Below are 26858 nucleotides of genomic sequence, written 5' to 3' on the forward strand. Positions count from 1 at the left end.
AACAAAGCTCTACTGGCTATAGTTCACTAGCACACTGTTGAGTTCTCAAACAACACGCAGCCAAGCTGCTTCTGAAGTTCATGTCCTGAAGAAGGGAAGCCCGTACCCCTACTTGTTTGTAGTGGTAGTTGGCCGACCCTCCCCAGGGCCATCGCGGAACGTTACTCGGTTCGGCTCGTGGTGTCAACACCACCCGGCCCGAAACCTGACCTCGGAGGTTTTCACCCCGTCGGCCCGGTGTCCCTGGCGACGAAGAAAAGATTACACGGGGCGGAACCACCCCGGAACAGGGGGTCCCCTGTTCGTGAAAACCGCAGGTCAGAGCACCGGTAGCAAGGTGCGCAGCTCGTACGGGGTCACCGCGCTCCGGTAGTTGTCCCACTCGACTCGCTTGTTGCGAAGGAAGAAGTCGTAGACGTGCTCGCCGAGCGCCTCCGGGAGCAGCTCTGAACGCTCCATCTCCGACAGCGCCTCGCCGAGGTTCTGTGGCAACTGCTCGTAACCCGCCGCCTTCCGCTCGGCGTCGCTCAGGGACCAGATGTTGTCCTCCGCGGGCGGAGGCAGCTCGTATCCCTTCTCGATCCCTTTCAGGCCGGCCGCCAGGACCACCGAATAGGCGAGATAGGGGTTGCAGGCAGAGTCGATCGTGCGAATCTCCACCCGCCGCGACGACGCCTTACCGGGTGAGTAGTTCGGCACCCTGACCAGTGCGGAGCGGTTGGCCCGGCCCCAGGAGACGGTCGTGGGAGCCTCTCCGCCACTGATGAGCCGCTTGTACGAATTCACCCACTGGTTGGTGACCGCCGAGATCTCCCGCGCGTGGTAAAGCACACCGGCCACGAAGGCCTTGCCCGTTTCGGACAACTCGTACGGTTCCTCCGGATTGTGGAAAGCGTTACGGTCGCCCTCGAACAGGGACACGTGCGTATGCATCCCGGAGCCGGGCTGGGCGGTGAAGGGCTTGGGCATGAACGTCGCCCGCACCCCCTGCGTCAGCGCGACCTCCTTGATCACATAGCGGAAGGTCATCACGTTGTCGGCCATGGTCAGCGCGTCGGCGTAGCGGAGATCGATCTCCTGCTGGCCCGGCGCGCCTTCGTGATGACTGAACTCGACCGAGATTCCCATCGCCTCGAGGGTCTCGATCGCGTGACGCCGGAAGTGCGTGGCGGTGGCGTGGCTGGCTTGGTCGAAGTACCCGCCGTTGTCGGCCGGCTCGGGCTCCCGGCCGTCCTCAGGCAGGCTCGAAAGCAGGAAGAACTCGATCTCCGGGTGGACGTAACAGGTGAAGCCCGCCTCACTCGCCTTGGACAGCTGGCGGCGCAACACATGGCGTGGATCCGCCCAGGACGGTGACCCGTCGGGCATCGCGATATCGCAGAACATCCGGGCGGAGTAGTGGCCCCCCTCGGGGGTTTCCCAGGGCAGCACCTGGAACGTTCCGGGATCGGGCTTGGCGACCATGTCCGACTCGTAGACCCGCGCGAAACCTTCGATGGCCGATCCGTCGAACCCGATGCCGTCGTTGAAGGCACCCTCGAGTTCGGCCGGCGCCACCGCCACCGACTTGAGGAATCCCAGGACATCGGTGAACCAGAGCCGGACGAACCGGATGTCACGTTCTTCCAGCGTGCGCAGCACGAACTCCTGCTGGCGATCCATGTCCGAACCCTATGCTCGCCGTGTTAACACCATGTTTCCGGCCTCCTTCGCCGTCGTGTAGGCGGGAATCGACATCGACATGGCCGCCGCGAAGGCGCACAGCCCACCTGCGAGATACCAGGCGAGGTCGTAGCTGCCCATGTGGTCGTGGATAAGGCCGGCCCCCACCGCCGCCACCGAGGCACCGATCTGGTGCGAGGCGAACACCCAGCCGAAGACGATGGGGCCACTGAGACCGAACCGCTCGCGACAAAGGGCAACGGTGGGAGGCACCGTAGCCACCCAATCGAGTCCGTAGAAGATGATGAACGCCCACATCGGCGGTTCGGTCGTCGGCGCGAACAGGTGTGGGAGCAGGATCAGCGACCCGCCGCGCAGGAGGTAGTACGCGCCGAGGAGGTGGCGAGGGTTCATCTTGTCGGTCAGCCATCCGGAAGCGATCGTGCCCGCCACGTCGAACAGTCCGACCAAGGCGAGCAGCGAGGCGGCAGTCGTGGCCGGCATCCCGTGGTCGTGAGCCGCGGGCACGAAATGGGTTCCGACCAGGCCGTTCGTCGATGCGCCACAGATCGCGAAACCGCCCGCCAGGAGCCAGAACGCACCGGTGCGGCCTGCGGAGGCAAGAACTGTCAGCGCGCGTCGCGCCGTACCCCGAACCGGTTCCGGCCTGGGTTCCGGTCCCGCCGCGCCAAACGGTGTCGTACCCACGTCCGCGGGGTGATCACGCAGTAGAAGCAAGGCCACCGGCACGACCGCGAGGGCCACTCCCGCGATGACCAGGGAGGCCGACCGCCACCCGCTCGTGGCGGCGAGCGCGGCGACGAGTGGCAGGAAGACCAGTTGTCCCGCCGCTCCGGCGGCGGTCAGCACTCCGCTCACCAGGCCGCGATGCCGGACGAACCAGCGTCCGGTCACCGTCGCGACGAAGGCCAGGGCCATCGAGCCGGTACCGGCCCCGACCAACACACCCCAGCACAGCAGAAGCTGCCAGCTCTCCGTCATGATCACGGTCAACCCGCTGCCGGCGGCGACCAGCACGAGGGCGCCGGCGACCACCCGGCGCATTCCCAGCCGCTCCATCAGCGCGGCGGCGAACGGTGAAATCAGGCCGTAAAGGACGAGGTTGATCGACACCGCGGCCGAGATCGTGCCTCGCGACCAACCGAACTCGGCGTGCAGTGGCTCTATGAGCACTCCCGGCGCGGAACGGAAACCCGCGGCGCCGACCAGGGCCACGAAAGCGGCGAAAGCGACGAACCAGGCTCTGTGAATCGTTTTCAGTCGGGTCACCGGATCAGCTTGATCGATCTCCGGCAGGCATTCGAGTGGCCGGAGCGCCATTATGTGCAAGAATCCGGCCATGCATCGAGTCGTCGTCCTGGCCATCGAGGAAGTGGTCGGCTTCGACCTCAACATCCCGCCGCTGGTCTTCTCGTCGGCCTCTCATGACGGACGGCCGCTCTACGATGTGCGGATCTGCGGCGTCGACGATCGCCCGGTGCGGGCCAGTTTCGGCTACACGGCGAAGTTCGACCACGGGCCGGAAGCGCTGGCCGATGCGGACACCGTGATCATCCCGGGAACGCGGGTTCATGGGCCGCGCCGGAACGGGACCTTGCCGGGGCCCTTGGCGGATGCGCTCGCGCTCATTCCTCCGCACGCCCGAATCATGTCGATCTGCACCGGGGCATTCGTCCTCGCCGCCGCCGGCATCCTGGATGGAAGGCGGGCGACAACGCATTGGGCCCATGCCGCCACCTTCCGGAAGCTTTACCCACGGGTCGACCTGGACGAGAACGTGCTCTTCGTGGACGACGGGAAGGTGCTGACCTCGGCGGGCCTCGCCGCCGGAGTCGATCTGTGTCTTCACGTCGTCAGAGCCGATCACGGCAGCGCTGTCGCCAACCACGCGGCGCGCTACTGTGTCGTGCCGCCCTGGCGAGACGGTGGCCAGTCGCAGTTCATCGACCGGCCGCTGCCGGAGCCTGGCGACGGAAGTACGGCGAAGACACGGGCCTGGGCGCTGGAACGACTGGACGAACCACTCGACCTGGCGACGCTGGCCGGGCACGCACGAATGAGCGTGCGGACCTTCAGCCGGCGGTTCCGGGCCGAGACGGGGCTGTCCGCCCGTGCTTGGCTGAACCAGCAACGGGTGCTCCACGCGCGACACCTGCTCGAGACCACCGACCTGCCGATCGACCGCGTGGCCGCCGAGGCCGGGTTAGGTACCGCCGCGTCGTTGCGGCAGCACATGCAAGCCGCGATCGGCGTCGCACCGCTGGCCTACCGCCGCACCTTCTCGCGGTCCTGACCGGCTACCGTTAGCGACATGCTCAGCCGCACCGCTGGTGTTTTCCTGCTGACCTTCGCGCTGGTGAGTGGCTGCGAATCTTCCCCCGACGCCAGTGGCCCCCTACCTGGCGGGAGTGACCTCCTTTCCGCCGCGGCGGCGAGCTTCGACGCCATCCGCACCGTGCGGTACGAATTGAACGTGAGCGGCACGATTCCGGGGCTCGACGTCCGTGAGGTCGACGGGCAGGCCGGGCGGGATGGTCCGGCTTACGGGCATGCCGATGTGCAGCAGGGGACGACTCGGATGCAGATGACGTTCCTCGTCGACGGGCGGGCGTTGTACCTGACCGACGAGCACGGCAACCGGACACAACGCCCGGTTCCGGAGCCCTACGGCCCTGACGTGCTGCTCGATCCGTCGCGGGGCTTGCCACGGCTGCTCAGTGGAGCCACGGAGTTGAAGACGGAGACCCGCGAGGACGTCAAGGGAGTGCAGACCTACCGGATCACCGGCGAACTCGCGCGGTCTGTCGTGTCGAGTGTGGTGCCGGCGATTCAGGCTGACGTGGACGTCAAGTTCTGGGTGACCCAGAGCGAACCGCGTGAGCTGGTGCGGGTGTGGATGCAGGTGCCGCCTCGGCAACCGAACGAAGGCGCGGTCATGTTGGAACTCGGGTTGTCCGACGTGAACGCGCCGATGAGCACGGTTGCCTCGGGGTGAGGCGGGGGCGGTGGTTGGGGAGGAAGGAATGTTTACTACGGACTATCCGTAGTAAACATTCCTTCCTCCCCAACGAGCGCAGGCGGGCGTCAGGGGGCGCAGTGGGTGCCCGGGGCGGGCATGGTGCCGTCGACGAGATAGGCGAGCGCCGCGATGTCGACGCACTGGTTGCCGTGCAGGAAGGCGGTGTGCTGAGCGCCGTCGAAGGTGAGGAGTCCGCCGCCCAACGCCGACGCGAGGTTGACACCGGCCTGGTGAGACGTCACTGGGTCGTCGGTCCCTGAGATGACGAGCGGCGGTGCGAGGCCCGGCACGAACGGTCGGTGCGGATGTGAGGTGCCGGGGACCGGCCACGAAGCGCAGATATCCAGTTCGGCGCGATCCGGACGCCCGTCACCGAGAAACGGTGCCATGTCGTTAGCCCGCCGGCGGGCCGCGTCGATCGCCGCCGGATCGGTCGCGCGGGGGTTGTCGACGCACCGAACCGCGTAGTACCCGTCCTGAAGGGACGAGTAATGCCCGTCCGGTCCACGTTCGTAATACCGGTCGGCGAGCCGGAGAAGCACACTCCCGTCGCCGGACCCCAGCAGACCCAATGCCGTGTTCAGCACGGGCCACGACTGCTCGGAGTACATGGCTTCGACGACAGCGGTGATCGCGTCGTCGAAGGACAGCTTGCGCCTGTCCCCTGTCGCCGCCGGAACGGTCTTCAGCGGCCGGACCAGATTTTCGAAAACACCGGTCGCCCGCGCTGGGTCCGAGCCGAGTGCGCAGCCGGTGTGGCGCGCGCACTCCTTCGCGAACAAGGCGAACGCACGATTGAAGCCCTGTCCCTGTGCGATCAACGAATCCGGCTCCGACTCGGTGGGATCGACCGCGCCGTCGAGCAGCAACGCCCGGACGTTCCGGGGAAATGCCTCCGCATAGCGGTAACCGATCTGGGTGCCGTACGAATAGCCGAGATAGCTCAGCTTTTCGTCGCCGATCACGACGCGGAGCACATCCAGATCCTTGACGACGTCCCGGGTGCCTACGTTCGCCAGCATCTCGGTGCCGTGGTCCGTGCGCTCCGCACACTTCGCCGCGAAGTCACCAAAATCGCCGCTCGCGCGCTCTGAGTCCCATTCGGCATCGGTCAGGCACCGGATCCGGGGTTCGCTGGCACCGATGCCGCGTGGGTCGAACCCCACCAGGTCGAAGCGCAGCCCGATCGCGTCGCTGGAGACGGTGTTCACCAGGCGCGCCGCCGCCTCCATGCCCGACTCGCCAGGGCCCCCGGGGTCCATCACCAACGAGCCGATCCGATTCACCGGATCGAGCGCCTTGTAGCGCAGGACGCCGACGGAGATAGTGTCACCGTGCGGTCGTGAATAGTCCAGGGGGACGGTCAGCCTGGCGCACTCGATCCCTGTCGCGCGGAACGCCTCGCTGCTCTGGCTATCCGTCGCGTAAGGCGCGCAGTCACCCCACGAGAGCTTCTGTTCGTAGAAACGGTCGAGGACGTGGGCATCCGCGACGGGCGATGGCGCCGGATGTTGCGGCTCGTGCGTCGTGGTGCACGTCGTCAATGTGCCGATGAGCAGAGCGACGCCTGCGTAGTGGAGCAATGAACGTTTACTACCGATAGTCCGTAGTAAACGCCCCTTCCTGCCCTTCAGCGGTCGGCGGTCCGGTTCGGCGAGCATCGGTCACATCGTGCCAGCGCGATCACCCACTGGCACAACGTTGTCCGGCCGCCGGAAGCGTGCCGTTGATCAAGTAGGCGGCGCCCACGTCGTCAACGCACTGGTTGCCCTGCAGGAAAACCGTGTGCTGGGTGCCCTCGAAGGTCAGGAGTGCACCGTTCATCGCCTTCGCGAGGTTCACTCCGGCCTGGTAGGGAGTAGCTGGATCATTAGTGGTCGAAATCACCAGAACGGGTGGCACGCCGCTGGCCTTCGGCTCGTGCGGTTTCGAGGTGTTCGGCACGGGCCAGTACGCACACGAATCCAGCGCCGCTCCGTTCGGCCGGCCATCGTCGAGGAACGGCGCCACCTGGTCGTAGCGGGTTTGCGCGTTGAGGATCTTCGTTTTGTCCGTCACCGGCGGGTCGTCCACACAGCGCACCGATGTGAAGGCGTCTTGCGTGTTCGAGTAGTGCCCACGATTGTCGCGCTCGTTGTATTCGTCGGCCAGCGCCATGAGACTCGTACCACGGCCACGCTTCAGCTGGTTCAAACCGGCGTTGAGTGGTTGCCAGAGCTGCTGTGTGTAGAGCGCCTGGATGGCTCCGAGCGTCGCGTCGTCGAAGGTGAGCTTTCGCCCGTCGCCTACGTCGACCGGGTGACTGATCAAGGGACGAACCAGGTTCTGGACCATCGCGCTCGCCGCGGCGGGGTTACTGCCGAGCGCGCAGTCCTGGCGCGGCGCGCACCATGCCGCGAACTGGGTGAAGGCTTTCTCGAACCCGGCACCCTGCTCGACCATCGAGTCCAGTTCGTCCTGGTTGGGATCGAGCGCCCCGTCCAGCACCATCGCCCGGACGTTGTCCGGGAACTGCTCGGCATAGGTGTAGCCGAGCCGGGTGCCGTAGGAATAGCCGAGATAGGTCAGTTTCCGCTCGCCCAGCACTGACCGCAGCACGTCCATGTCCTTGGCCACGTCGCGAGTGCCCAGATTCTCCAGCATCGCCGCCCCATGCCCCGTCCGTTGCGCACATTTGACGGCGAAGTCCTTGGCTTCCGCCTCTCGTTTGGCCACGCCGACGGGCGAGCCGTCGGTGTCGAGGTCTTCGGCGCGCTCGGTGTCCCGTTCGGCATCGGTCAGGCAGTGGACCTGGGGCTCACTGGCCCCGATGCCCCGGGGATCGAAGCCGACCAGGTCGAAACGCCGCCTGACCTCACTCTGTGAAAGTTGCCCGGACAACCCGGCAACCTGTTCCATACCCGACGCGCCGGGACCACCCGGATTGATCACGAGGGCTCCCACGCGGGCGCCGGAGTCCGTCGCCCTGTGGCGTAGAAGGCCGAGAGTAATCGTGTCACCCTGCGGTTTCGAGTAGTCCAACGGAACCGTCAGCCGGGCACAGTCCAGTCCTTCGCCGCTGAAGGCGGACTGGGCGTCCTGAGACTTCGCGTAAGGGGCGCAGTCACCCCAGGCCAGGGGCTGCGAGTAGAACTTCTCCAAACCTGCCGGCACCGGGCCGGTTGGTCCCTTCGACTCGATCGAAGTCTGCTGGTGCCCGGTCGCCGGCTGTTGCGGGGAGCACGCGGCCACCGACGCCAGTAGGACGACACAGGACAAAACGGCTACCCGAGCGGTTCGTTTGACGAGGGGCACCGCGTGATCGTGCCATCCTGGCAGGGAGCACATATGCACCACTGTGGCATCAGGTGTGGCACGTTGGTGTGAGTTACCGGACACAAGACAGGAGACCAGGGGTGCCAGCACTGATCAGCCGGATGGGCAAGCGGCTTCGCCGCCTCATCGAGCGTCCGGCCAGCATCGAGCTGACTCGGTACGAAGCCCTTCTCCCGGCCGTCGGGGAGCTCGAGCCCGACGTCGAGAAGCTCACCGACGCCGAGCTGACCGAGCGGACCGCCAAGCTCAGGGAGCACCCGCAGTTCGGTGACGACGAGCTGGTCGAACTCTGTGCGCTCGGCCGTGAGGCCGCACGCCGTGCGCTCGGCGAACGCACCTTCGACGTGCAGTTGCTCGGCACCCTGGGACTGCTGGCGGGCCACGTGGTGCAGATGGAGACCGGCGAGGGAAAGACCATGGCCGGCGCGCTCGCGGCGGCCGGATATGCCCTTCAGGGCAAGCGAGTGCACGTCATTTCGGTCAACGACTATCTGGCACGTCGTGACGCCGAGTGGATGGGGCCGCTCTATCGGCTGCTCGGTGTTTCCGCCAACTGGGTGGAGCCCGCGCTCACCCGCGAGGAACGACGGGCTGCCTACGCCGCGGAGGTCACTTACGGCGCGGTCAGCGAAATAGGCTTCGACGTCCTGCGTGACCGGCTTGTCACACGGCCGGAGGACGTCGTGCAGCCGGAGCCCGAAGTCGCGATCGTGGACGAAGCGGACTCGGTACTGGTGGACGAGGCCCGGGTGCCGTTGGTCATGGCCGGTTCGGTGGACGCTGCCGTCGCGGACGTGGAGGTCGCCAACGTCGTACGCCGGCTCCGGCTGGGACTGCACTACGAGACCGACTCGGACGGCCGGAACGCCTGGCTGACCTCGGCCGGTGCCTCCGTGGTGGAAAAGGCGCTGGGTGGCATCGACCTCTATGGGGATTCGGGGTCGGACCGGCTCGCGGCGGTGAATGTGGCGTTGCATGCCCATGCGCTGCTGACCCGCGATGTCGACTACCTGGTCCGGGACGGCAAAGTCCAGCTGATCAACGCGTCCCGGGGTCGCGTCGCCGAACTGCAACGCTGGCCGGACGGGTTGCAGGCCGCCGTCGAAGCCAAGGAGCAGCTGCCCGCGACCGACCGCGGGGAGATCCTCGATTCGATCACGGTCCAGGCTTTGCTGGCCCGCTATCCGCAGGTCGCCGGCATGACGGGTACCGCGGTGGCGGTCGCCGAGCAACTGCGCGAGTTCTACCGGCTGGAGGTGGCGGTCATCCCGCCCAACAAGCCGAACGTTCGCGAGGACCAGCCGGACCGGATCTTCGCGTCGCCGTCCCAGAAGTTGCGAGCCATCCAGGCCGAGATCCGCAGCGTGCACGAGACCGGGCGACCGATCCTCGTCGGGACCCAGGATGTCGCCGAATCCGAGGAGCTGGCCGAGAAGCTCGCCAAGGTCGATTTGCCGTGTGTCGTACTCAACGCCCGTAACGACGCGGAAGAAGCCGCGATCATCGCCGAGGCCGGCACCTACGGTGCGGTGACCGTGTCGACCCAGATGGCCGGGCGGGGCACCGACATCCGGCTGGGCGGGGCCGACGGCAAGGACCGCGAGCGTGTCGCCGAACTGGGCGGCCTGCACGTGATCGGCACCGCGCGCTATCCCAGCAGCCGGCTCGACGGGCAGCTCCGCGGACGGTCCGGCCGGCAGGGCGACCCGGGCAGTGCGGTCTTCTTCGCCAGTCTGAACGACGAACTGGTCCTGGCACACGCGCCGGACGTGCCGGAGGGAATCGAGGCCGACGACGAGACCGGGGAGATCAGCGACCCGGCCGCGCAGCGGCAGATCAACCACGCGCAGCGAGTGGCCGAAGGTGTGCATCTGGAGGTCCATCGCAACACCTGGCGCTACACCCGGCTGATCGAGCATCAACGCCGCGAACTGCTCGATCACCGGAGCAAGCTGCTGCGCTCGGAACTGGCGGCCGAGACGCTGGAAAAGGCTTCGGCGGACCGCTACGCCGAGCTCGCCGAGGCGTTGGAGAAGGACACGTTGGTGCAGGTGTGCCGGGAAATCATGTTGTATCACCTGGACGAGCTGTGGTCGGATCACCTGGCATTCCTCACCGACGTGCGCGAAAGCATCCATCTGCGGGCGCTCGCGCGGGAAACACCGCTCGACGAGTTCCACCGGACCGCGATCCCGGCGTTCCACAAGATCATTCCGGAGGTCGAGGAGCGGTCGGTCAAGACGCTCGACGATGCCGAGATCAGCTCGGACGGCATCAACCTCGCCGCGTCAGGAGTGCGCCGGCCGACCTCGACATGGACCTACCTCGTGCACGACAACCCGTTCGACTCGGACTTCGAGCAGACGCTGAAGCAGGTGCGGAGCCTGATGCGCCGCAAGAAGGACTGAACCGCCCGGTCTTTTCGTGGAGGAAGGGGCGTTTACTACGGACTATCCGTAGTAAACGCCCCTTCCTCCGGTTCCGGGGCGGGCGCGGGGTTCGGCACATTGTGTCGTCGGAGGCGACGTGTGGGGTGACAATGTGGCTATGCCGCAGCTGAGAGTCGCGCTCGCGCAGGTCAACTCGACCGTCGGAGACATTTCGGGCAACGCACGGTCGGCCGTCGACTGGGTACGCAAGGCCGCCGATGCCGGGGCGCACGTCGTGGTCTTCCCCGAGATGTCACTGACCGGGTATCCGGTTGAAGACCTTTCGCTCCGGGAGACCTTCGCCCAGGCTTCACGGCAGGCGGTCGACGACCTGGCCCTGAGGCTGTCAGAAGCGGGGTGCGGCGACATCCTGACCTATGTGGGATACCTCGACCGGGACCAGGTCGGCCCTCGCGATGCCGCCGCCGCCCTCTACCAGGGCAAGGTGGTCGCCCGCCAGTACAAGCACCACCTCCCCAACTACGGGGTCTTCGATGAACATCGCTGGTACAAGGCCGGCGAAACCCTCGACGTCGTGGCCTTTCGCGGACTCGAGATCGGGATGGTGATCTGCGAGGACATCTGGCAGGAAGGCGGTCCGGTATCGGCGCTCGGCAGGGCCGGGGTCGATCTGGTCGTGTCACCGAACGCTTCACCTTACGAGCGCTCGAAGGATGACATCCGGCTCCCGCTCGTGGCTCGGCGTGCGGCCGAAGCGGGGGCGCCGATCGTCTATACGAACCTGGTGGGCGGCCAGGACGACCTCGTCTTCGACGGCGACTCGATCGTGGTCGACGAAGATGGGGAACTGCTCGGCAGGGCACCGCAGTTCACCGAGCACCTCCTGGTGGTCGATTTCGACCTGCCGGGGAGCGGGCAGGCCGCGGAAGGTGAATTCGAAGGGCTCCAGGTTCGCCGCCGCGTCGCGAGCACGGACCCGGCGCCGGCCTACGAGCCATTGAGCGAGCCCCCGATCAGCGAGCCGCTCTCCGAGGAAGCCGAAGTGTGGTCGGCACTCGTCGTGGGCCTGCGCGACTACGTGCACAAGAACGGCTTCAGGTCGGTGATCTTCGGTTTCTCCGGCGGCATCGACTCCGCCGTCGCCGCGGCGCTCGCCGTGGACGCGCTCGGGGCCGATGGCGTCTACGGCGTGTCGATGCCTTCGAAGTACTCGTCGGAACACTCGCGGTCGGACGCGGCCGAACTGGCCCGGCGCCTGGGATGCCACCTGCGCGTCGAGCCGGTCGCGGACATGGTCGACGTCTACGTCAAGCAGCTGAACCTCGGCGGCACTGGCCTGGCCGAAGAGAACATCCAGGCGCGGGCCCGGGGCATGCTGCTGATGGCATTGTCGAACCTGGAGGGTCATCTGGTCCTCGCCACCGGCAACAAGACGGAGCTGGCGGTGGGGTACTCGACGATCTATGGCGACGCGGTCGGCGGCTTCGCCCCGATCAAGGACGTGTTCAAAACACACGTGTGGGCCCTCGCGCGGTGGCGCAACGCCGAGGCGGAGAAGCGCGGCGAGGTGCCGCCGATCCCGGAGAACTCGATCATCAAACCGCCTTCGGCCGAGCTGCGTCCCGGACAGTTGGACACCGATTCGCTGCCCCCTTATGCGTTGCTCGACGACATTCTCGATGACTACGTCGAAGGCGACCGCGGTTACGAGGACCTGCTCGCGGCCGGCTTCGAGGCCGAAACGATCGACCGGGTGATCCGCATGGTGGACCGGGCGGAGTACAAGCGGCGTCAGTACCCGATCGGCACGAAGATCACTTTCAAGGCGTTCGGGCGTGATCGCCGACTGCCGATCACCAGCGGATGGCGCGAGGGGCAACAGCACTGAAAACCGGAGCAAGGGATGTTTCCTACGGATAGTCCGTAGTGAACGTCCCTTGCTCCACTTCGGCAGCGGGTGAGTGTGGAACCGGGAGGTGACGGTTGCGGCGCGATCCAGGAGAATCGACTGCGTGACGACGGCTCAAGGCTTCGCCGTGTTCGAGACCGCGATCGGCCATTGCGGCATCGCGTGGGGCGAGCACGGCGTGGTCAGCGTAAGACTGCCGGACCGCAGCGCGGCGATCACCCGCGGTCGGCTCCGCTCCAAGTTCCCGGAAGCGGGCGAGCTCGAGCCGCCTCGGGCGATCCGGCAGGGCATCGAGGACATTGTCGCCCTGCTGCGTGGTGAGCCCCGGAGCCTCGCCGACATCGAACTCGATCTCGACGGAGTCCCCGAGTTTCATCGTCGTGTCTATGACATCGCGCGCACGATCCCGCCGGGCCGAACGGTCACCTACGGCGAAATCGCGAACCGGCTGGATATGCCGGGGTCGGCGCAGGCCGTCGGACGGGCCATGGGCAGCAATCCGTTCCCTATAGTCGTCCCCTGTCACCGAGTGCTCGGCGCGGGCGGCAAGCTCACCGGTTTTTCCGCACCGGGTGGTGTCGAGACCAAGCGGAGGATGCTGCTCATCGAGGGCGTACCGACCGTGGAGCCCACCCTGTTCTAATGACGGTGTGCCGCTGTCGTACCGGGCGGTTTCCACGGCTTCAGCCACGGTGTCTCCGGCCAGCCCTCGACCGCGGCCATCAGCGCGAACGCAGTCGCGCCGTCGACGTGTTCCCGGATGATGTCCGCGTGTCCGGCGTGGCGTGCGGTTTCCTCGATGAGGTGGAAGAGCACCCATCGCACCGACCATGCGTCCACATCGGACGGAAACCACGGCACGCCTTTCGGGACCGGGACCGGCCTGCCGAGGTCGGGGATGCCGGCGATGATCTCTTCGGTCTCGCGGGCGACCTCGGCGTAGAAGGACAACACATCCGCGACGGTTTCGTCGGGGGCCAGGTGGAACTGGGCGAGGTGCCGTGCTTCGCGCTCCGCCATCGTGCCCCGCACGTCACGCCGGAGGATGGTGTCCATCCACCCCTTTTCGGCATGGGCGACGTGTTTGATCAGCCCGCCGACGCTCAGAGCACTCTCCGTGGGCACCAGGCGCGCCTGCTCGTCGGTCAGGCCATGCACGGCGTTGCGCAGCACGCGGCGCTGCTGGGCCAGGAACGCCAGCAAACCCTCACGCTCGTCGGCGACCGGGGGAACATGGTTGTTCATGACAGGACTCCTCTCTCGGGGTGAGGACATGGTCACATCGGGTACCGACAATTCCGCGACGGCCGGTGACGGTCGCGGCGAGAAGGCGTTGCCGCGCGCGGATGAGATCGTTCGAACCGTGCACCGCGCCGGCCCCGGACGAAGCCCCGTTAGCAGCACGCCGTCTCGGTACCGTGGCGCCCAAAGCCGATTCGGTGAATTGACGGGTTCGGGGATCGGTGGAAGACCGGACGTGGCCGACGAAATCATCGTGTCACGCACTCGATTCCGCTTCGCTCGTCCGCTCGTGCCGCGTCCACGATGGTGCGTCCTGCCCGGGCAACCCGCCCCGTGGCACGCAAGCACCGACGCTGCGATGAAAGTGCGGGATAATAGCGGACTGCCCAGTGCGGTTACGGTCGGGGTTCCCGGCGAAAACCCGACGCCACACCGTAGCCGCCAGGTTACGGGTGATCATCACCTCGCCGTTGCACCAGGTCAGAACCTGTGCTTGGATCGCAGCCGAAGCGCCGGGGCCGGTTGGGTCATGTCAGCGCGTGCGCGAAGCGGTGCACTCCGCGGCGAAGGTCCGTCGCCCGGCCCAATCAGGCAACTCAAAGTCACATTCTCAGGGTCCTCACAGCTTGCTTCTCGCACTCTATGCGCCATGCTGGTGACGAGTGACCTGCCGTTGCGAACACGCTTCGCGATCGCGGCCGCCCGCACCGCGGCGGCCGTCTCCCGGTGGACCGGACGCGGGAGCGGCGGCATGATCGGCGGCCGTATCGCGCTCAAACTCGATCCGCACGCACTGGAGCGCCTCTCTCGCGGCCGCACGGTGCTTCTGGTGACGGGTACGAACGGCAAGACGACGACCACCCTCATGCTCAGGCGCGCGATCGAGGCGCTGGCGCCCGTGGCCTCGAACGGGGACGGCGCGAACATGCCCGACGGGGTACTCGCCGCGCTGATGGCGAACCTCGACGCCCGGTTCGCGGTGCTCGAAGTCGACGAGACCTACGTGCCGTGGGTCGCCGAGAGGGTCAGCCCGGCCGCCCTGGTGCTGCTCAACCTCAGCCGCGACCAACTCGACCGGGTGGGCGAGGTCCGCAAGATCGAACGCGATTTGCGCGCGGGCATCGCCCGGCTCTCCGACACCGCGGTCGTCGCGAACTGTGACGACGTGTTGGTCGCTTCGGCGGCGGGCGCGGGAAATCATCCTGTGTGGGTCAGTACGGGACAGAGCTGGCGCGACGATTCGGTCGCCTGCCCTCGTTGCGGCCGCGCCGTCCGGCACCATCCCCAGGACAAGATGGAGTGGGACTGTGTCTGCGGGCTCGCGCGCCCGACGCCCGACTGGGTTCTCGACGGCGACTATCTGACCGGACCCGACAACCCACCCGAACAGCTGGAACTCAGCCTGCCGGGACGGGTGAACGCCGTGAACGCCGCGCTCGCGCTGGCTGCCGCCACATCCGTGGGCGTTCCCCTGTCCCAGGCGGTCGAGCGGATTCGCTCGATCACCGCAGTCGCCGGCCGGTACCAGCGGGTGCCCTACACGGGGCATGCCGTGCGCGTGCTGCTGGCCAAGAACCCCGCCGGGTGGTCCGAAACGCTGATGATGCTCGAACCCGATCAACCGGTCGTGATCGCCGTCAATGCCCGGGAGGCCGACGGCCGGGATCTGTCCTGGCTGTGGGACGTGCCGTTCGAAAAACTGCGCGGTCGCCGGGTGATCGCCACCGGAGAACGTTCCGCCGATCTCGCGGTCCGGCTCCGCTACGCCGAAGTGGATTCCGTCTCGCAGCCGGATCCACTGCGAGCCGTCGCTTCACTGGACCAAGGCCCGGTGGAGCTGATCGCCAACTACACCGCCTTCCGGGAAGTCAACGTCAGGCTGGCCGATGCCCACTGAATCAAAGATCGAGATCGGCCTGATCCTGCCCGACGTACTGGGTACCTATGGCGACTCAGGCAATGCCACCGTTCTCTGCAAGCGGTTGCAGTGGCGTGGCATCGATGCCACCGTGCTCCCGGTCCGGCTTGGTGAGCCGACTCCGTCGTCTCTCGACCTCTACGTGATGGGTGGCGGCGAGGACGACGCACAGGCATTGGCCGCCGATTACCTTCGAGAGGACCGCGGCCTGCGGGTCGCGGCCGCGCGCGGCGCGGTCGTGTTCGGCGTGTGCGCGGGCTTGCAGGTACTGGGCCGCTCCTTCACCACCTCGGATGGAGTCGAGCACAGTGGTCTCGAACTGCTCGATGTCACCACGAAACCGGGTCAGCGCCGTTCAATCGGCGAGGTCGTGGTGCAGCCGGACGCACGGTTCGGCTCGGAGCCGGTGACCGGTTTCGAGAACCACCAGGGCGTCACCATGGTCGGCGGGGACAGCGAGCCGCTCGGGCAGGTTGTGCGCGGCAACGGCAACGGTGATCAGACCGAGGGCGCGGTCAAGGGGCACGTGCTGGCCACCTACCTGCACGGACCGGTGCTCGCCCGCAATCCGGAGCTGGCCGACCTGGTGCTCGGCTGGACGGTCGGGTACCCGCTGCCGCCGCTGGAGGTCCCGGAGGTGGAAATCCTCAGGCAAGAACGACTGGCACGCCGTCGGACCCGTTAGGACCCATGAAGTCCCGCGCGGGAGTCCGGATGCGCGCCACGGCGGTCGCGGTGGTCGTGCTGGCGCTGGCGCTGGTGGTCGCCGAGGCGGGCGTGGTCGTCCTGCTGAACTGGTCGCTGGACAAGACGACCACGGACAGTGCCCGCGGTACCGCCCGCCAGATCGCGACTCAGCTCGTGCGCCAGGGTCCCTCGAACCTCAGTGACAACGACGTGGCGAGCACCGGGGACACGGCTGCCGTGATCCAGGTGCTGGACGGTGCGGGGTTTCCCATCGCGAGCGACCCGGTGATCGCGGGCCGCGACGCGCTGACCACGGCGCGCCCGGCCCCGGGCCGGGAGATCGTGGAGACCGTCCCGTTGTCGGTCAGTGGCAACGAGCAGTCCTTCCGTCTGGTCTCGGTCGGCGTGCGAGCGCGGGGCGCTTCCTTCATCGTGATCTCCGCCCGTTCCCTCGATCCGGTGAGTGCCGCCTCCATCCGGCTGACCTTGCTCCTGGCGTTGGCGTCCTTGCCCCTGCTGGTGATCGCGGCGCTCGCGGTGCATCGCGCGGTCGGCTCGACTCTGCGCCCGGTGGAACGGATGCGGCGGACGGTGGCCGAGATCCCCGCCCGTGAGGTCACCCTCCGGGTGCCACTACCACCCGGCAAGGACGAGGTCTACCGGCTCGCCGCCACGCTCAACGGCATGCTGGACCGATTGGCTTCCGCTCAGGAGGCACAACGGCGGTTCGTCTCGGATGCCAGCCACGAGCTGCGCTCCCCCCTGTCCACGATCACCACGGCACTGGAAGTCACCGCGCACCATCCGGAAACGATGAGCCGCGACGAGCTGGTCGACATCGTTTCGCAAGAGGTGGCGCGGTTGCGGGAACTCGTCGACGACCTGCTGGTGCTGGCACGCACCGACGACACCACGGACACCCCGACGTGGAAGGAAGTCGACCTGGACGATCTCGCGCGGGCCGAGGGCGAACGGATCCGTACGGCGGATCTCGATGTCGAGATCCGCGCTCTGCCGGCGAAGGTACGCGGCAACCCCGAGCAACTGCGGCGGGCGATCCGCAACCTGGTGGACAACGCGCGCGACTACGCGCGCAGCCGCATCCGGGTGGCCACCAGCACCGTCGAGGGGATGGCCGTGCTGGAAGTCGCGGACGACGGGCCTGGGGTGCCCGTCGCCGAGCGACTCCGCGTCTTCGAAAGGTTCGTCCGGCTCGACGATTCACGCGAGCGGCGAGTAGGTGGCGCGGTGGGCCTCGGACTGTCGATCGTGGCCGGTATCGCGCTGCGGCACGGCGGCCAGGCCAGCTGTGTCGACGCCGAGGACCCACAGTACCCAGGCGCCCGTTTCCGATTGGAGCTCCCCATCGCGGACGGTGCCGAGTGACCAGGGATCCTGGGAGCATGCGTGTGCTCGTGGTCGAGGACGAACGGCCGTTCGCGGAAACTCTGCGCCGAGGACTGATCGCCGAGGGCTTCAGTGTCGATTTGGCGCATACCGGGCCCGAAGGGCTGTGGGCCGCCACCGAGCAGACCTACGACGTGATCGTGCTGGACATCATGCTGCCCGAAATGTCCGGATACGAGGTGCTGAAAAGGCTTCGCGCCACAGAGCGCTGGACACCCGTGCTGATGCTCACCGCGAAGGACGGCGAATACGACGAGGCGGACGCGTTCGACCTGGGCGCCGACGACTACCTCACGAAACCGTTTTCGTACGTGGTCCTCCTCGCCCGGCTACGGGCTCTGCTGCGGCGTGGCGCGCCGGCGCGGCCTGCCGTGCTGACCGCGGGCGACCTGCGGCTGGATCCCGCCGCCCGCACCGTCCACAGAGGTCAAACGGAGATCGAGTTGACCGCGCGGGAGTTCGGTCTGCTGGAGTACCTGCTGCGGCGGCGTGGAGAAGCGCTGACCAAGAACGACATCCTGACCCACGTGTGGGACGCGCACTACGAGGGCGACGAGAACGTCGTCGAGGTCTACATCGGGTACCTGCGCAGGAAGATCGACACGCCGTTCGGCAAGCACACGATCGAGACGCTGCGAGGGGTCGGGTACCGGCTCTCAGCCTCCGGGGCCGGGGCCTAGCGGCTGCTTTTTGGTGGAGGAAGGAGTGTTTACTACGGATGTTCCGTAGTAAACACTCCTTCCTCCACAACCCACGGGCCAATACAGCTAGCTGGAGGTGGTGGCTGGGTGGGGTGGGTGCGTGGTGGGGACGGCGGGTAGCAGGGAGGGTTTCGTGCGGAGGATCTTCGCCGCCCAACCGGGCAGCCACCAGTTGAATTTTCCGAACAACCCGACCAGCGCGGGCACCAGCAGGCACCGGATCACGGTCGCGTCGACCAGGATGCCCGCGCCGAGACCGGTGGCGAGGATCTTGAGGTCGGTCTGCGGCGCGGTGGACATCGCGAGGAACGACAGCACGAGGATCAGAGCCGCGCTGCTCACCAGCTTGCCGGTGCGCCCGATACCCTCGACCACCGCCGCGCCGGTGGCACGCGTGGTGTCGAACGCCTCGCGCATCCGGGCCAGTATGAACACCTCGTAATCCATCGACAGCCCGAACAGGAACGCGAACACCATGATCGGCACCCACATGGTGATCGAACCGGTCGCGGGAATGCCCCAGACCGTCACGGAGCCGTAGCCGAACTGCCAGATCAACACCATCACGCCGTAGGCGGCACCGAGCGAAGCCAGGTTCAGCACGACGGCCTTGGCCGCGAGCAGCAATGACCGGAAGGCACGAGCCAGCAGCAGGAAAGTCGCCAGCGCGATGAGGGAAAGCATGAGCGGGAAGCTGCCGTAGACGCCGTGGACGAAGTCGATCGTCGACGCGCCCGAACCGTCCACTCCGAGGATCGCCGCCTCGCCGTCGGCCGCGGCACGGACCGCGCGCACCGTGTCCTGACCGCTGGGCATCGACGTTTCTTCCTTCGGCAGCACCGTGACCAGCGCTGTGCCCGCCGCCCGGTTGCCGCCCGCGGCCGGCGCGACCGCGCCGTCCACCCCCGGCAAACCTGACAGCCGATGGGCAACGGTCCCCGCCTGCCCGCCATCGGTGAGTACGACAATCGGCGTGAGCACACCACTGGGCACTCCCCCGGCGGTCAAGATCGTCAGGGCGTCGTGGGCCGGGCCGGACTGGGCGAGTGAGCTCGTGCGTGGTTCGCCGACGTGCAGCGACAACGCCGGAATCATCAGCAGTGCCAGCACCACGATTCCGATCGACGCCGCCAAACCCTTGCGGCGAAAGGTGATTCTCGCCCATGCCGTCCACCCGCGGCTGGCGGTGTTCTCGTCGCGGACGCGCGGCCAATCCAGACGCGGCCCGACGGTGTCGAGGAGTACCGGAAGCAGCGTGATCGCGACGACCACCGATATCAGCGGAATGAGCACTCCGCCGAGGCCCGCGCTACGCAGGAACGGTACGGGCAGCACCACCAGGGCCAGCAGCCCGATGGCGACGGTCACGCCGGAAAACACCACCGCTCGGCCGGCGGAATCCATCGCGGCTTCGACCGCGGCACGGTTGTCGCGACCGTGCGCACGTTCCTCACGCCAGCGTGTGACGACAAGCAACGAATAGTCGATCGCCACGCCCAGGCCGATCAGCCCGATGAGGAACTGGACGATCTGACTGATACCGGTGACCTGGGTAAGACCGAAAACAGTAAGAAACGTCGTCAAAATCGAGATCCCCGCGATGAGCAACGGAAGCATGGCGAGAAAACTCGCGAAGACGTAGACCAGGACCACCAGAGCGCCGAGCGCGCCGAGCATCGATTCGGCCAGCACGTCCACGCCTCCGCTCCGCGGTTGTGAGTCACCGAGTGCCTGGATACCGGTGACACCGACCTGCCAGCCGGGCGGTGCCGCGGCCCGAACCGCACGCCCGATCTCTTCCGGCGCGTTCGTTCCCGCCATCGGGTTGAACCGCGGGATCGTCACCAGGGCGAAGGTGCTCCTGCCGTCCTTCGTGATGAAGGCCGGGTCGCTCGTCGAGGCGTAATCGACCACCCGTGCACCCGGAACGGTCCGGTTGACGGCCGAGAAAACGCGGGTGAGTTCGGTGGTGATGCCCGGACTGGTGACGGTCTGGCCGGCCGGAAGCGTGACGACCGGAACCACCGGGTCCGTGACACCCACGTGATAGCGCTCAGCGATCGCCTGGTCGGCTTGAGTGGCCGGACCAGGCATGGCGAAGCTGGTGGTCAACCGCGCCGCCGCGGGACCGGCGGCGAAGGCTCCGGCCACCGCGAGCGCCAGCCAGAACGCGAGTACGAACAGCTTGTGGTTCAACACGAATCTCGTGATGACGGACATGTGGACCTCCGTGTGTGATGCCCTGCCAGCGTTGCTGCCAAGGCCTGCTGGGTCGTCGCACGTGGGGAGGCAATCCGTCTGCTCCTGAAGCAGTCTCGCCAGGACCGGCGTACTCCCGGGGAAGTACATCCGCTGGAGGAGGACCTCCGGCTTTTCCGGCTTTACGCTCGGTCCATGAGAATGTGGCGGTTGCCGACACCCGTGACCGACGCTGTGTCCGCGGTGCTGGTGACCGCCTTGCTTCTGCTCGGCGCGATCGGCGAGAGCTATCCGATGGACCCGTCGGACCGAATTCCGCCCGACGCCGTGCCGCCGCCCGCCGCGTACCTTCTGGTCGTATTCGCCGGACTGGTCCTGATCCGGCGGCGGCGGTGGCCAGTCCCGGTGTTCTGGCTTTCCCTCGTCGCCGTGCTGACCTACACGGTGATGGGCTACGTGAACGGTGCCGCACTCATCGCTCCGGTGATCGCTCTGTACACGATCGCCGCCGAAGGAACCCTTCGCCGTACGGCCTTCTACACCGCTGCGACGATCGGCTCGCTGGTCGGCACGTCGGCTCTGTTCGGCCCGTACCGTCTGGGGGGCGGAACGAGCACGGTGGCTCCGTTCGTGATCGCGGCGTCCGTGTTCCTCGGACTCGCCGTGGCGAACCGCCGCGCGTACGTGGCCGAAGTCATCGCGCGCGCCGAGCACGCCGAGAGGACCCGTGAAGAGGAAGCGAAACGGCAGGTCGACGCCGAGCGGTTACGGATCGCCCGTGAACTGCACGATGTCGTGGCACACACGATGGCGACGATCAATGTCCAGGCCGCGGCGGCCGGTCACGTACTCGACGAGCAACCGGCCCAGGCTGCCGAAGCGCTGCGGTTCATCAAGTCCGCGAGCAAGGAGGGATTGCGCGAGTTGCGGGCCATTCTCACCGTGTTGAGACAGTGCGACGAAGCCGAGCCCACGCAGCCGGCCCCCGGCCTCGCGCAGCTCGACGCTCTGGTGACCGCGACGTGCCGGGCCGGTCTGCCGACCACGCTGCGCATCATCGGCGACCGGCGTCCGCTGCTGCCCGCGGCCGAGCTCGCGGCGTACCGGATCGTCCAGGAATCGCTGACCAACACGATCCGCCACGCGGGTACCGCGACGGCGACGATCATGCTGCGCTTCGGCGACGACCGCCTCGACATCGACGTGACCGATACCGGGCCTGCCATGCCGTTCAACGGCTCCGGACACGGACTGCGCGGCATGGCCGAACGAGCCGCGGCAGTCGGCGGAAGCCTTGACGCCGGCCCAGGACCGGACGGTGGCTTCCGCGTCCGCGCCAGGATCCCGGCATGATCCGGGTGGTGCTGGCCGACGACCAGGCACTCATCCGCGCCGGCTTCCGCGTGTTGCTGGCGTCCGACGACATCGAGATCGTCGGTGAGGCCACGGATGGCCGTGAGGCCGTCGAAGCGGCGCGCCGGGGGCGGGCGGACGTGGTGCTGATGGACATCCGGATGCCCGGCGTCGACGGTCTGGAGGCGACGCGGATCATCGCGGCCGACGAAGATCTGGCCGGGGTACGCGTACTGATCCTGACCACTTTCGACGCCGATGAGTATGTGTACCAGGCGCTCCAGGCCGGAGCGAGTGGATTCCTGGTCAAGGACACCGAACCCGCTGAACTGGTTCAGCCATCCGGGTCGTGGCCCGTGGTGACGCCCTTCTCTCGCCGAGGATCACGCGGCGACTGATCGCTGACATCGTGGCCCGGCCGCACCGCGATCCGATGCGGCCGGATCTGCTGGCCCGGCTCACCGAACGTGAGCGGGAAGTGCTGGCGATGGTGGCCGCGGGGCTGTCCAACGACGAGATCGCGGGGAAGCTGTTTCTGAGCCCGCTCACCGTGAAGACGCATATCAGCCGAACGATGACCAAGGTGAACGCCCGCGACCGTGCGCAGCTCGTCGTGCTCGCGTACGAGTCCGGGCTCGTGACGCCCGGTGGGTCGTGATCGGTGGCGGATGCGGGGGTTTGTGAGGAAGGTGGCTTTACTACGGATCATCCGTAGTAAAGCCACCTTCCTCCACAAAACCCGGGGGAGCTAGGCGCGGGGCCTGGCGAAGGGGAAGAGCACGGTCTGCCGGATGGAGGCACCGGTGAGCATCATCATCAGACGGTCGATGCCGAGGCCGAGGCCACCGGTGGGCGGCATGCCGTGCTCCAGCGCGAGCAGGAAGTCCTCATCGAGTTCCATCGCCTCGACATCTCCGCTGGCCGCCCTTAGCGACTGCGCCTCGAGGCGACGACGCTGCTCCAACGGATCGGTCAGTTCGGTATAGGCGGTGCCGATCTCCGCACCGAAGGCGATCAGGTCCCAGCGCTCCGCCAGTCGCGGGTCGCGTCGGTGCTGACGGGTCAACGGAGAGACCTCGGTCGGATAGTCGGTATAGAACGTGGGCAGGACCGTGTTCGGCTCGACCAGGTGCTCGAACGCCTTGAGGATCAGGTCGCCGTGACCCGCGTCGTCGTCGACCGGGACGCTCGCGGCGCGGCACAGCTTCCGCAACCGAGGCACCGTGCACTCCGGCCCGACACGAGCGCCCAGCGCCTCCGAGACAGCGTCGTACACGGTGATCACTGGCCAGTCGCCCGAGATGTCGTGTTCCTCGCCGCCCCTGCGCACGATCTGCGCGCCGTAGACCGCTTCGGCGCAGTTCTGCACGAGTTCCCGGGTGAGCGTCCGCATGGTGGCGTAGTCGGCATAGGCCTGATAAGCCTCGAGCATCGTGAATTCGGGGTTGTGGGTCGCGTCGACACCCTCGTTCCGGAAGTTCCGGTTGAGTTCGAAGACTCGCTCGACACCGGCGACGCACAGGCGCTTCAAATACAGTTCCGGCGCGATCCGGAGATACATCCGCATGTCGTAGGCGTTGATGTGCGTGACGAACGGCCGGGCGTTCGCGCCACCGTGCACGGTTTGCAGCATGGGCGTTTCGACTTCGACGTACTCCCGTGCGTGCAACCGCTCCCGCACGGCCCGGATCACGGTACTGCGCAGCTTCAGCATGTTCGCCGAGTCCGGGTTGACGATCAGATCGAGGTATCGCTGGCGCACCCGCGTCTCCGGGTCGGTCAGGCCCTTTCGCTTGTCCGGCAAGGGATGCAGGCACTTGGCGGTGATCGTCCACTCGTCCACGAGCACGGACAGTTCACCGCGCTTGGACGTGACCACCTGCCCACGCACACCCACGTGGTCACCGAGATCGACGCCGTCACGCCAGGCACCGAGGTTGTCGTCGGCGAGCATCAACTGCAGTTCCGAAGAGAAGTCCCGCAATCGCGCGAAGCAAAGGCCACCGAAGTCCCGGATGGCGACGACCCGCCCGGTCACCCGGACCTCGTGACCGGTTCGCGTGTCCGGCTCCAAGCCACCGAACTTCCGCACCACGTCGGCCAGCACGGTGTCTCGCTCGAAGCCGGCGGGGTACGGGTCGACCCCCGCCTGCCTCAATCGTTCGAGTTTCGCCACCCGCACCCGCACCTGCTCCGGGCGCCGTATCGGTCGCGGCTCGCTCGGCTTCGCGAGCGCGTCGATTTCCTTGACCTTGGCGAGGAATTCCTCGCTCACCGCGTCGGAGGTGATCCCCCGTGAGCTCGGCCGTGGGCTGGCCGGCAAGAAGCCTTCGAGCGCACCGGCGGTCAGCCCGATTCTCGGCAACCTCCGCGCGGAGGTGTAGCAGAGGAACCGCGGCTCCCACTCCGGGCCGTACTTCGCGTTGGACCGGTACAGCGACTCGAGTTGGAAGAACCGGGAAAACAGGCTGAGCACGGCACGCCACGCACGCAACACCGGGCCGGCCCCGATCCGTTCCCCGGCCTCGAACACCGCCCGGAACATCGCGAAGTTCAGCGAGATCCGCGCAGCGCCGAACCGTCCCGCGTTTTCCACCAGCTTGGCGATCATGTACTCGTTGAGTCCGTTTTCGGCGAGCCGGTCACGCCGCATCAGGTCCAGCGACAGGCCCCGCCGCCCCCACGGCACGAACGACAGCAGTCCGCGCAGCATGCCGTGCGAGTCGTAAGCCTCGACCATGACGCACCGGCCGTCGGTCGGGTCACCGAGCCGGGACAGGGCCATGGAGAAACCCCGTTCACTCTCCGCACCGCGCCAGTGCTGCGCCGCCTCGAGCAGTTGATCCATCTGTTGCTGGGAGATCTCCGCGTGCCGGCGAACCACCGAGGTGTATCCGGCGCGCTCGATGCGGCTCACCGCCTGCCGCACGGAACGGCGCTCCGGGCCGCTGAGCGTGAAGTCCCGGACGTCGAGGATGGCTTCGTCACCGAGTTCGAGCGCCCGTAGCCCGGCCGCCGTGTAGGCCTTGGCTCCCCGCTCGCTCGCCCCGAGCACGCCGGGTGACCAACCGTAGGTGTGTGCCTCGGCCAACCACGCTTCCACCGCCTGCGGCCAGGCCTCGGGATCACCGACCGGGTCGGCGCTGGCGATGCTCGTACCGCCGAGCACACGGTAGGTCACCGCGGCCCGTCCGGACGGCGCGAACACCACGCTCTTGTCACGCCTGGTGGCGAAATAGCCGAGCGAGTCGTCCTCGCCGAACTTGGCCAGCAACGTCCGCAGCCTCAGCTCTTCGTCGTCGGTGCGGTGCCGGCGACTGCGCACTCCGCGGAAGAACACGTACAGGGTGGCGACCGCGACCAGCGTCGCGCTCACGTCGATCACCAGGTCGATCCAGTCCGGGCCCATCCCCCGGACACCCACCCTGCGCAGTTGGAGCAATTCACCGGTGCCGTGGTTGGCCGCCCACAGGAACCGGTCGGTGGTGGTCTTCAGCGAGCCAGGGAACAACTCGATCAACAGCCATCCGCCGACGACCACCGCCGGGATCCCGGTGGCCCCGACGATCAGCGCCCGCCACCAGGCGCCCGGCGCGAGCCGTGCCTGGAACGCGGGCCGCAGCAACAGCAGGAACACGATCAACCCGATGGAGAGCAGTTCCATCCCGGTGATGACCCCGAGCAACGGCGGGACGTGCCTCGGCTCGGCGCGCGGCAACCGTGGCGGCGCCCAGATCAGCGCGATCTCGTATGCCCCGGTGGTGAGCAGGCCGCCGATCTGGAACAGGATCAGGGTGTTCAGCGCGGCGCGCTTGCGGCGGCGAAGGGCCGCGCCGAGGACCCCCAGCACCAGTGCGATCAGCACGTTGGCGTCGGCGGGGATGTTCAGCAGGCTGAAGATCCACGTGGTCCACGAGTAGAAGGCGTGGTGGTTCCCCAGGACGAGCAGCGCCACCGACATGAACGCGCCGAACTGCACGACCGTGGCGACTATGCCGCCGGCCTTGCGGCGCCAGCGCGGAACGGCTTTCTCACTCATGCTCGCCATCCCATGTGAAGCTCATCGCAGCGGCTTTCCGACATCGCCACGAGGGTGCCACGCTGGATTCTCCAGATCCACGACCCGGGGACCCGACGAGGGCCTCGAGGGAAGGACAGGTGACGACAATGACGACGGAACCGACCCGGCCGGACTCCGAACCTGCGCCGTACGGTGCCGGTACCGGTGCGCCGGTCAAGAAGGTGCGCATCCCTCACCTGCGTGAACTCAAGGAGCGCGGCGAACCATGGCCGATGCTCACCGCTTATGACATGTATACCGCGCAGCTCTTCGACGAAGCGGGTATCCCCGTGCTCCTGGTCGGAGACTCGGCCGCGAACAACGTCTTCGGTTACGAAACGTCGCTGCCGGTCACCGTGGACGAGATGTTGCCGCTGGTACGGGCGGTGACCAGGGCGACGAAGCGGGCGTTGGTCGTCGCGGACCTGCCGTTCGGGTCCTATCAGCTCTCGCCCGAGCAGGCGCTGGCGACATCGGTCCGGTTCATGAAGGAGGGCCGGGCACACGCGGTGAAGCTGGAAGGCGGCCGAAAGTTCGCGCCGCACATCGAGGCGGTGACCTCGGCGGGGGTGCCGGTCATGGCACACATCGGCTTCACTCCGCAGAGTGAACACAACCTCGGTGGCTACCGGGTGCAGGGGCGTGGCCGGGCCGGAGACGAACTGGTCGCGGACGCGCTGGCGGTGCAGGAGGCGGGCGCGTTCGCGGTGGTGCTGGAGATGGTGCCGGCCGAGGTGGCCAAGCGGATCACTCATGAGCTGGACATTCCCACCGTCGGCATCGGCGCGGGTTCGGACTGTGACGCGCAGGTTCTCGTCTGGCAGGACATGGCGGGCCTGCGCCGTGGCAAGATACCGCGCTTCGTCAAGCGCTACGCGGACCTGGCCGGGGTGCTCTCCGGCGCCGCGAGCGCGTTCGCCGACGAAGTCCGCCGAGGCGAGTTCCCCGCACCTGAACACGCATTCCACTGACAGC

At 67.2% G+C, this 26858-nt stretch carries 18 protein-coding genes and 1 pseudogene; 12 read left to right on the forward strand and 7 right to left on the reverse strand.

What is annotated here, in order from left to right:
* Positions 1-318 precede the first annotated feature (318 nt).
* Positions 319-1662 (reverse strand): type I glutamate--ammonia ligase, encoded by a 1344-nt coding sequence (gene glnA, locus ACFSXZ_RS36840; RefSeq protein ID WP_378270749.1) that lies wholly within the window; start codon positions 1660-1662, stop codon positions 319-321.
* A gap of 9 nt (positions 1663-1671) precedes the next feature.
* Complete coding sequence (locus tag ACFSXZ_RS36845) at positions 1672-3003, reverse strand: MFS transporter (protein WP_378270751.1); 1332 nt, start codon at positions 3001-3003, stop codon at positions 1672-1674.
* 19 nt (positions 3004-3022) lie between these two features.
* Between ACFSXZ_RS36845 and ACFSXZ_RS36850 the strand changes: the two genes are divergently transcribed.
* Entirely contained in the window at positions 3023-3976 is a 954-nt protein-coding gene (locus tag ACFSXZ_RS36850) for a GlxA family transcriptional regulator (protein WP_378270752.1), read from the forward strand.
* 18 nt (positions 3977-3994) lie between these two features.
* Positions 3995-4678: an LppX_LprAFG lipoprotein gene (locus ACFSXZ_RS36855; protein WP_378270753.1), complete on the forward strand. Its 684-nt coding sequence runs from the start codon at positions 3995-3997 to the stop codon at positions 4676-4678.
* Between the two features lie 89 nt (positions 4679-4767).
* On the opposite strand, the gene ACFSXZ_RS36860 is transcribed toward ACFSXZ_RS36855, so the two are convergent.
* Both ACFSXZ_RS36860 and ACFSXZ_RS36865 read right to left on the reverse strand, forming a co-directional pair.
* Positions 4768-6363: an alpha/beta hydrolase gene (locus tag ACFSXZ_RS36860; RefSeq protein ID WP_378270754.1), complete on the reverse strand. Its 1596-nt coding sequence runs from the start codon at positions 6361-6363 to the stop codon at positions 4768-4770.
* 22 nt (positions 6364-6385) lie between these two features.
* Positions 6386-8029 (reverse strand): alpha/beta hydrolase, encoded by a 1644-nt coding sequence (locus tag ACFSXZ_RS36865; protein ID WP_378270755.1) that lies wholly within the window; start codon positions 8027-8029, stop codon positions 6386-6388.
* A gap of 68 nt (positions 8030-8097) precedes the next feature.
* Between ACFSXZ_RS36865 and secA2 the strand changes: the two genes are divergently transcribed.
* From secA2 to ACFSXZ_RS36880, 3 genes are all read left to right on the forward strand, one after another.
* Entirely contained in the window at positions 8098-10425 is a 2328-nt protein-coding gene (gene secA2, locus ACFSXZ_RS36870) for an accessory Sec system translocase SecA2 (protein ID WP_378270756.1), read from the forward strand.
* A 139-nt stretch (positions 10426-10564) separates the two neighbouring features.
* The gene (locus tag ACFSXZ_RS36875; RefSeq protein WP_378270758.1) at positions 10565-12295 is read left to right on the forward strand and encodes an NAD+ synthase; all 1731 of its coding nucleotides are present in this window, start codon (positions 10565-10567) and stop codon (positions 12293-12295) included.
* Between the two features lie 124 nt (positions 12296-12419).
* Positions 12420-12959, forward strand: coding sequence for a methylated-DNA--[protein]-cysteine S-methyltransferase (locus ACFSXZ_RS36880; protein ID WP_378270759.1), 540 nt, complete (start codon positions 12420-12422; stop codon positions 12957-12959).
* On the opposite strand, the gene ACFSXZ_RS36885 is transcribed toward ACFSXZ_RS36880, so the two are convergent.
* Positions 12956-13561 carry a DinB family protein gene (locus ACFSXZ_RS36885; RefSeq protein WP_378270760.1) on the reverse strand — a complete coding sequence of 202 codons (606 nt, stop codon included), beginning with the start codon at positions 13559-13561 and terminating at the stop codon, positions 12956-12958. The genes ACFSXZ_RS36880 and ACFSXZ_RS36885 overlap by 4 nt on opposite strands.
* Before the next feature lie 646 nt (positions 13562-14207).
* Here ACFSXZ_RS36885 and ACFSXZ_RS36890 point away from each other — a divergent pair.
* The 4 genes from ACFSXZ_RS36890 to ACFSXZ_RS36905 are packed head-to-tail and all read left to right on the forward strand — an operon-like array spanning position 14208 to position 18250.
* Positions 14208-15455, forward strand: coding sequence for a DUF1727 domain-containing protein (locus tag ACFSXZ_RS36890; protein WP_378270762.1), 1248 nt, complete (start codon positions 14208-14210; stop codon positions 15453-15455).
* The gene (locus tag ACFSXZ_RS36895; RefSeq protein ID WP_378270763.1) at positions 15445-16161 is read left to right on the forward strand and encodes a type 1 glutamine amidotransferase; all 717 of its coding nucleotides are present in this window, start codon (positions 15445-15447) and stop codon (positions 16159-16161) included. The genes ACFSXZ_RS36890 and ACFSXZ_RS36895 overlap by 11 nt, the downstream gene beginning before the upstream one ends.
* Positions 16162-16190: 29 nt before the next feature.
* A complete protein-coding gene (locus ACFSXZ_RS36900) occupies positions 16191-17549 on the forward strand; it encodes a sensor histidine kinase (RefSeq protein ID WP_378270764.1) in 1359 nt (452 codons plus the stop codon).
* Positions 17550-17566: 17 nt separating this feature from the next.
* Entirely contained in the window at positions 17567-18250 is a 684-nt protein-coding gene (locus tag ACFSXZ_RS36905; protein ID WP_378270765.1) for a response regulator transcription factor, read from the forward strand.
* Between the two features lie 87 nt (positions 18251-18337).
* On the opposite strand, the gene ACFSXZ_RS36910 is transcribed toward ACFSXZ_RS36905, so the two are convergent.
* Positions 18338-20491 (reverse strand): MMPL family transporter, encoded by a 2154-nt coding sequence (locus ACFSXZ_RS36910; RefSeq protein ID WP_378270766.1) that lies wholly within the window; start codon positions 20489-20491, stop codon positions 18338-18340.
* Positions 20492-20665: 174 nt separating this feature from the next.
* Between ACFSXZ_RS36910 and ACFSXZ_RS36915 the strand changes: the two genes are divergently transcribed.
* Positions 20666-21823, forward strand: coding sequence for a sensor histidine kinase (locus ACFSXZ_RS36915; RefSeq protein WP_378270767.1), 1158 nt, complete (start codon positions 20666-20668; stop codon positions 21821-21823).
* Positions 21820-22481, forward strand: a pseudogene (locus ACFSXZ_RS36920) (response regulator). Before ACFSXZ_RS36915 ends, ACFSXZ_RS36920 begins: the two are co-directional and overlap by 4 nt.
* Before the next feature lie 90 nt (positions 22482-22571).
* Here ACFSXZ_RS36920 and lysX read toward each other — a convergent pair.
* Complete coding sequence (lysX, locus tag ACFSXZ_RS36925) at positions 22572-25862, reverse strand: bifunctional lysylphosphatidylglycerol synthetase/lysine--tRNA ligase LysX (RefSeq protein WP_378270769.1); 3291 nt, start codon at positions 25860-25862, stop codon at positions 22572-22574.
* Between the two features lie 128 nt (positions 25863-25990).
* Between lysX and panB the strand changes: the two genes are divergently transcribed.
* Positions 25991-26854: a 3-methyl-2-oxobutanoate hydroxymethyltransferase gene (panB, locus tag ACFSXZ_RS36930; RefSeq protein WP_378270770.1), complete on the forward strand. Its 864-nt coding sequence runs from the start codon at positions 25991-25993 to the stop codon at positions 26852-26854.
* The last annotated feature ends 4 nt before the right edge of the window (positions 26855-26858 follow it).

It is taken from the genome of Amycolatopsis pigmentata (genome assembly GCF_042684065.1).
Lineage (GTDB): Bacteria > Actinomycetota > Actinomycetes > Mycobacteriales > Pseudonocardiaceae > Amycolatopsis_E > Amycolatopsis_E pigmentata.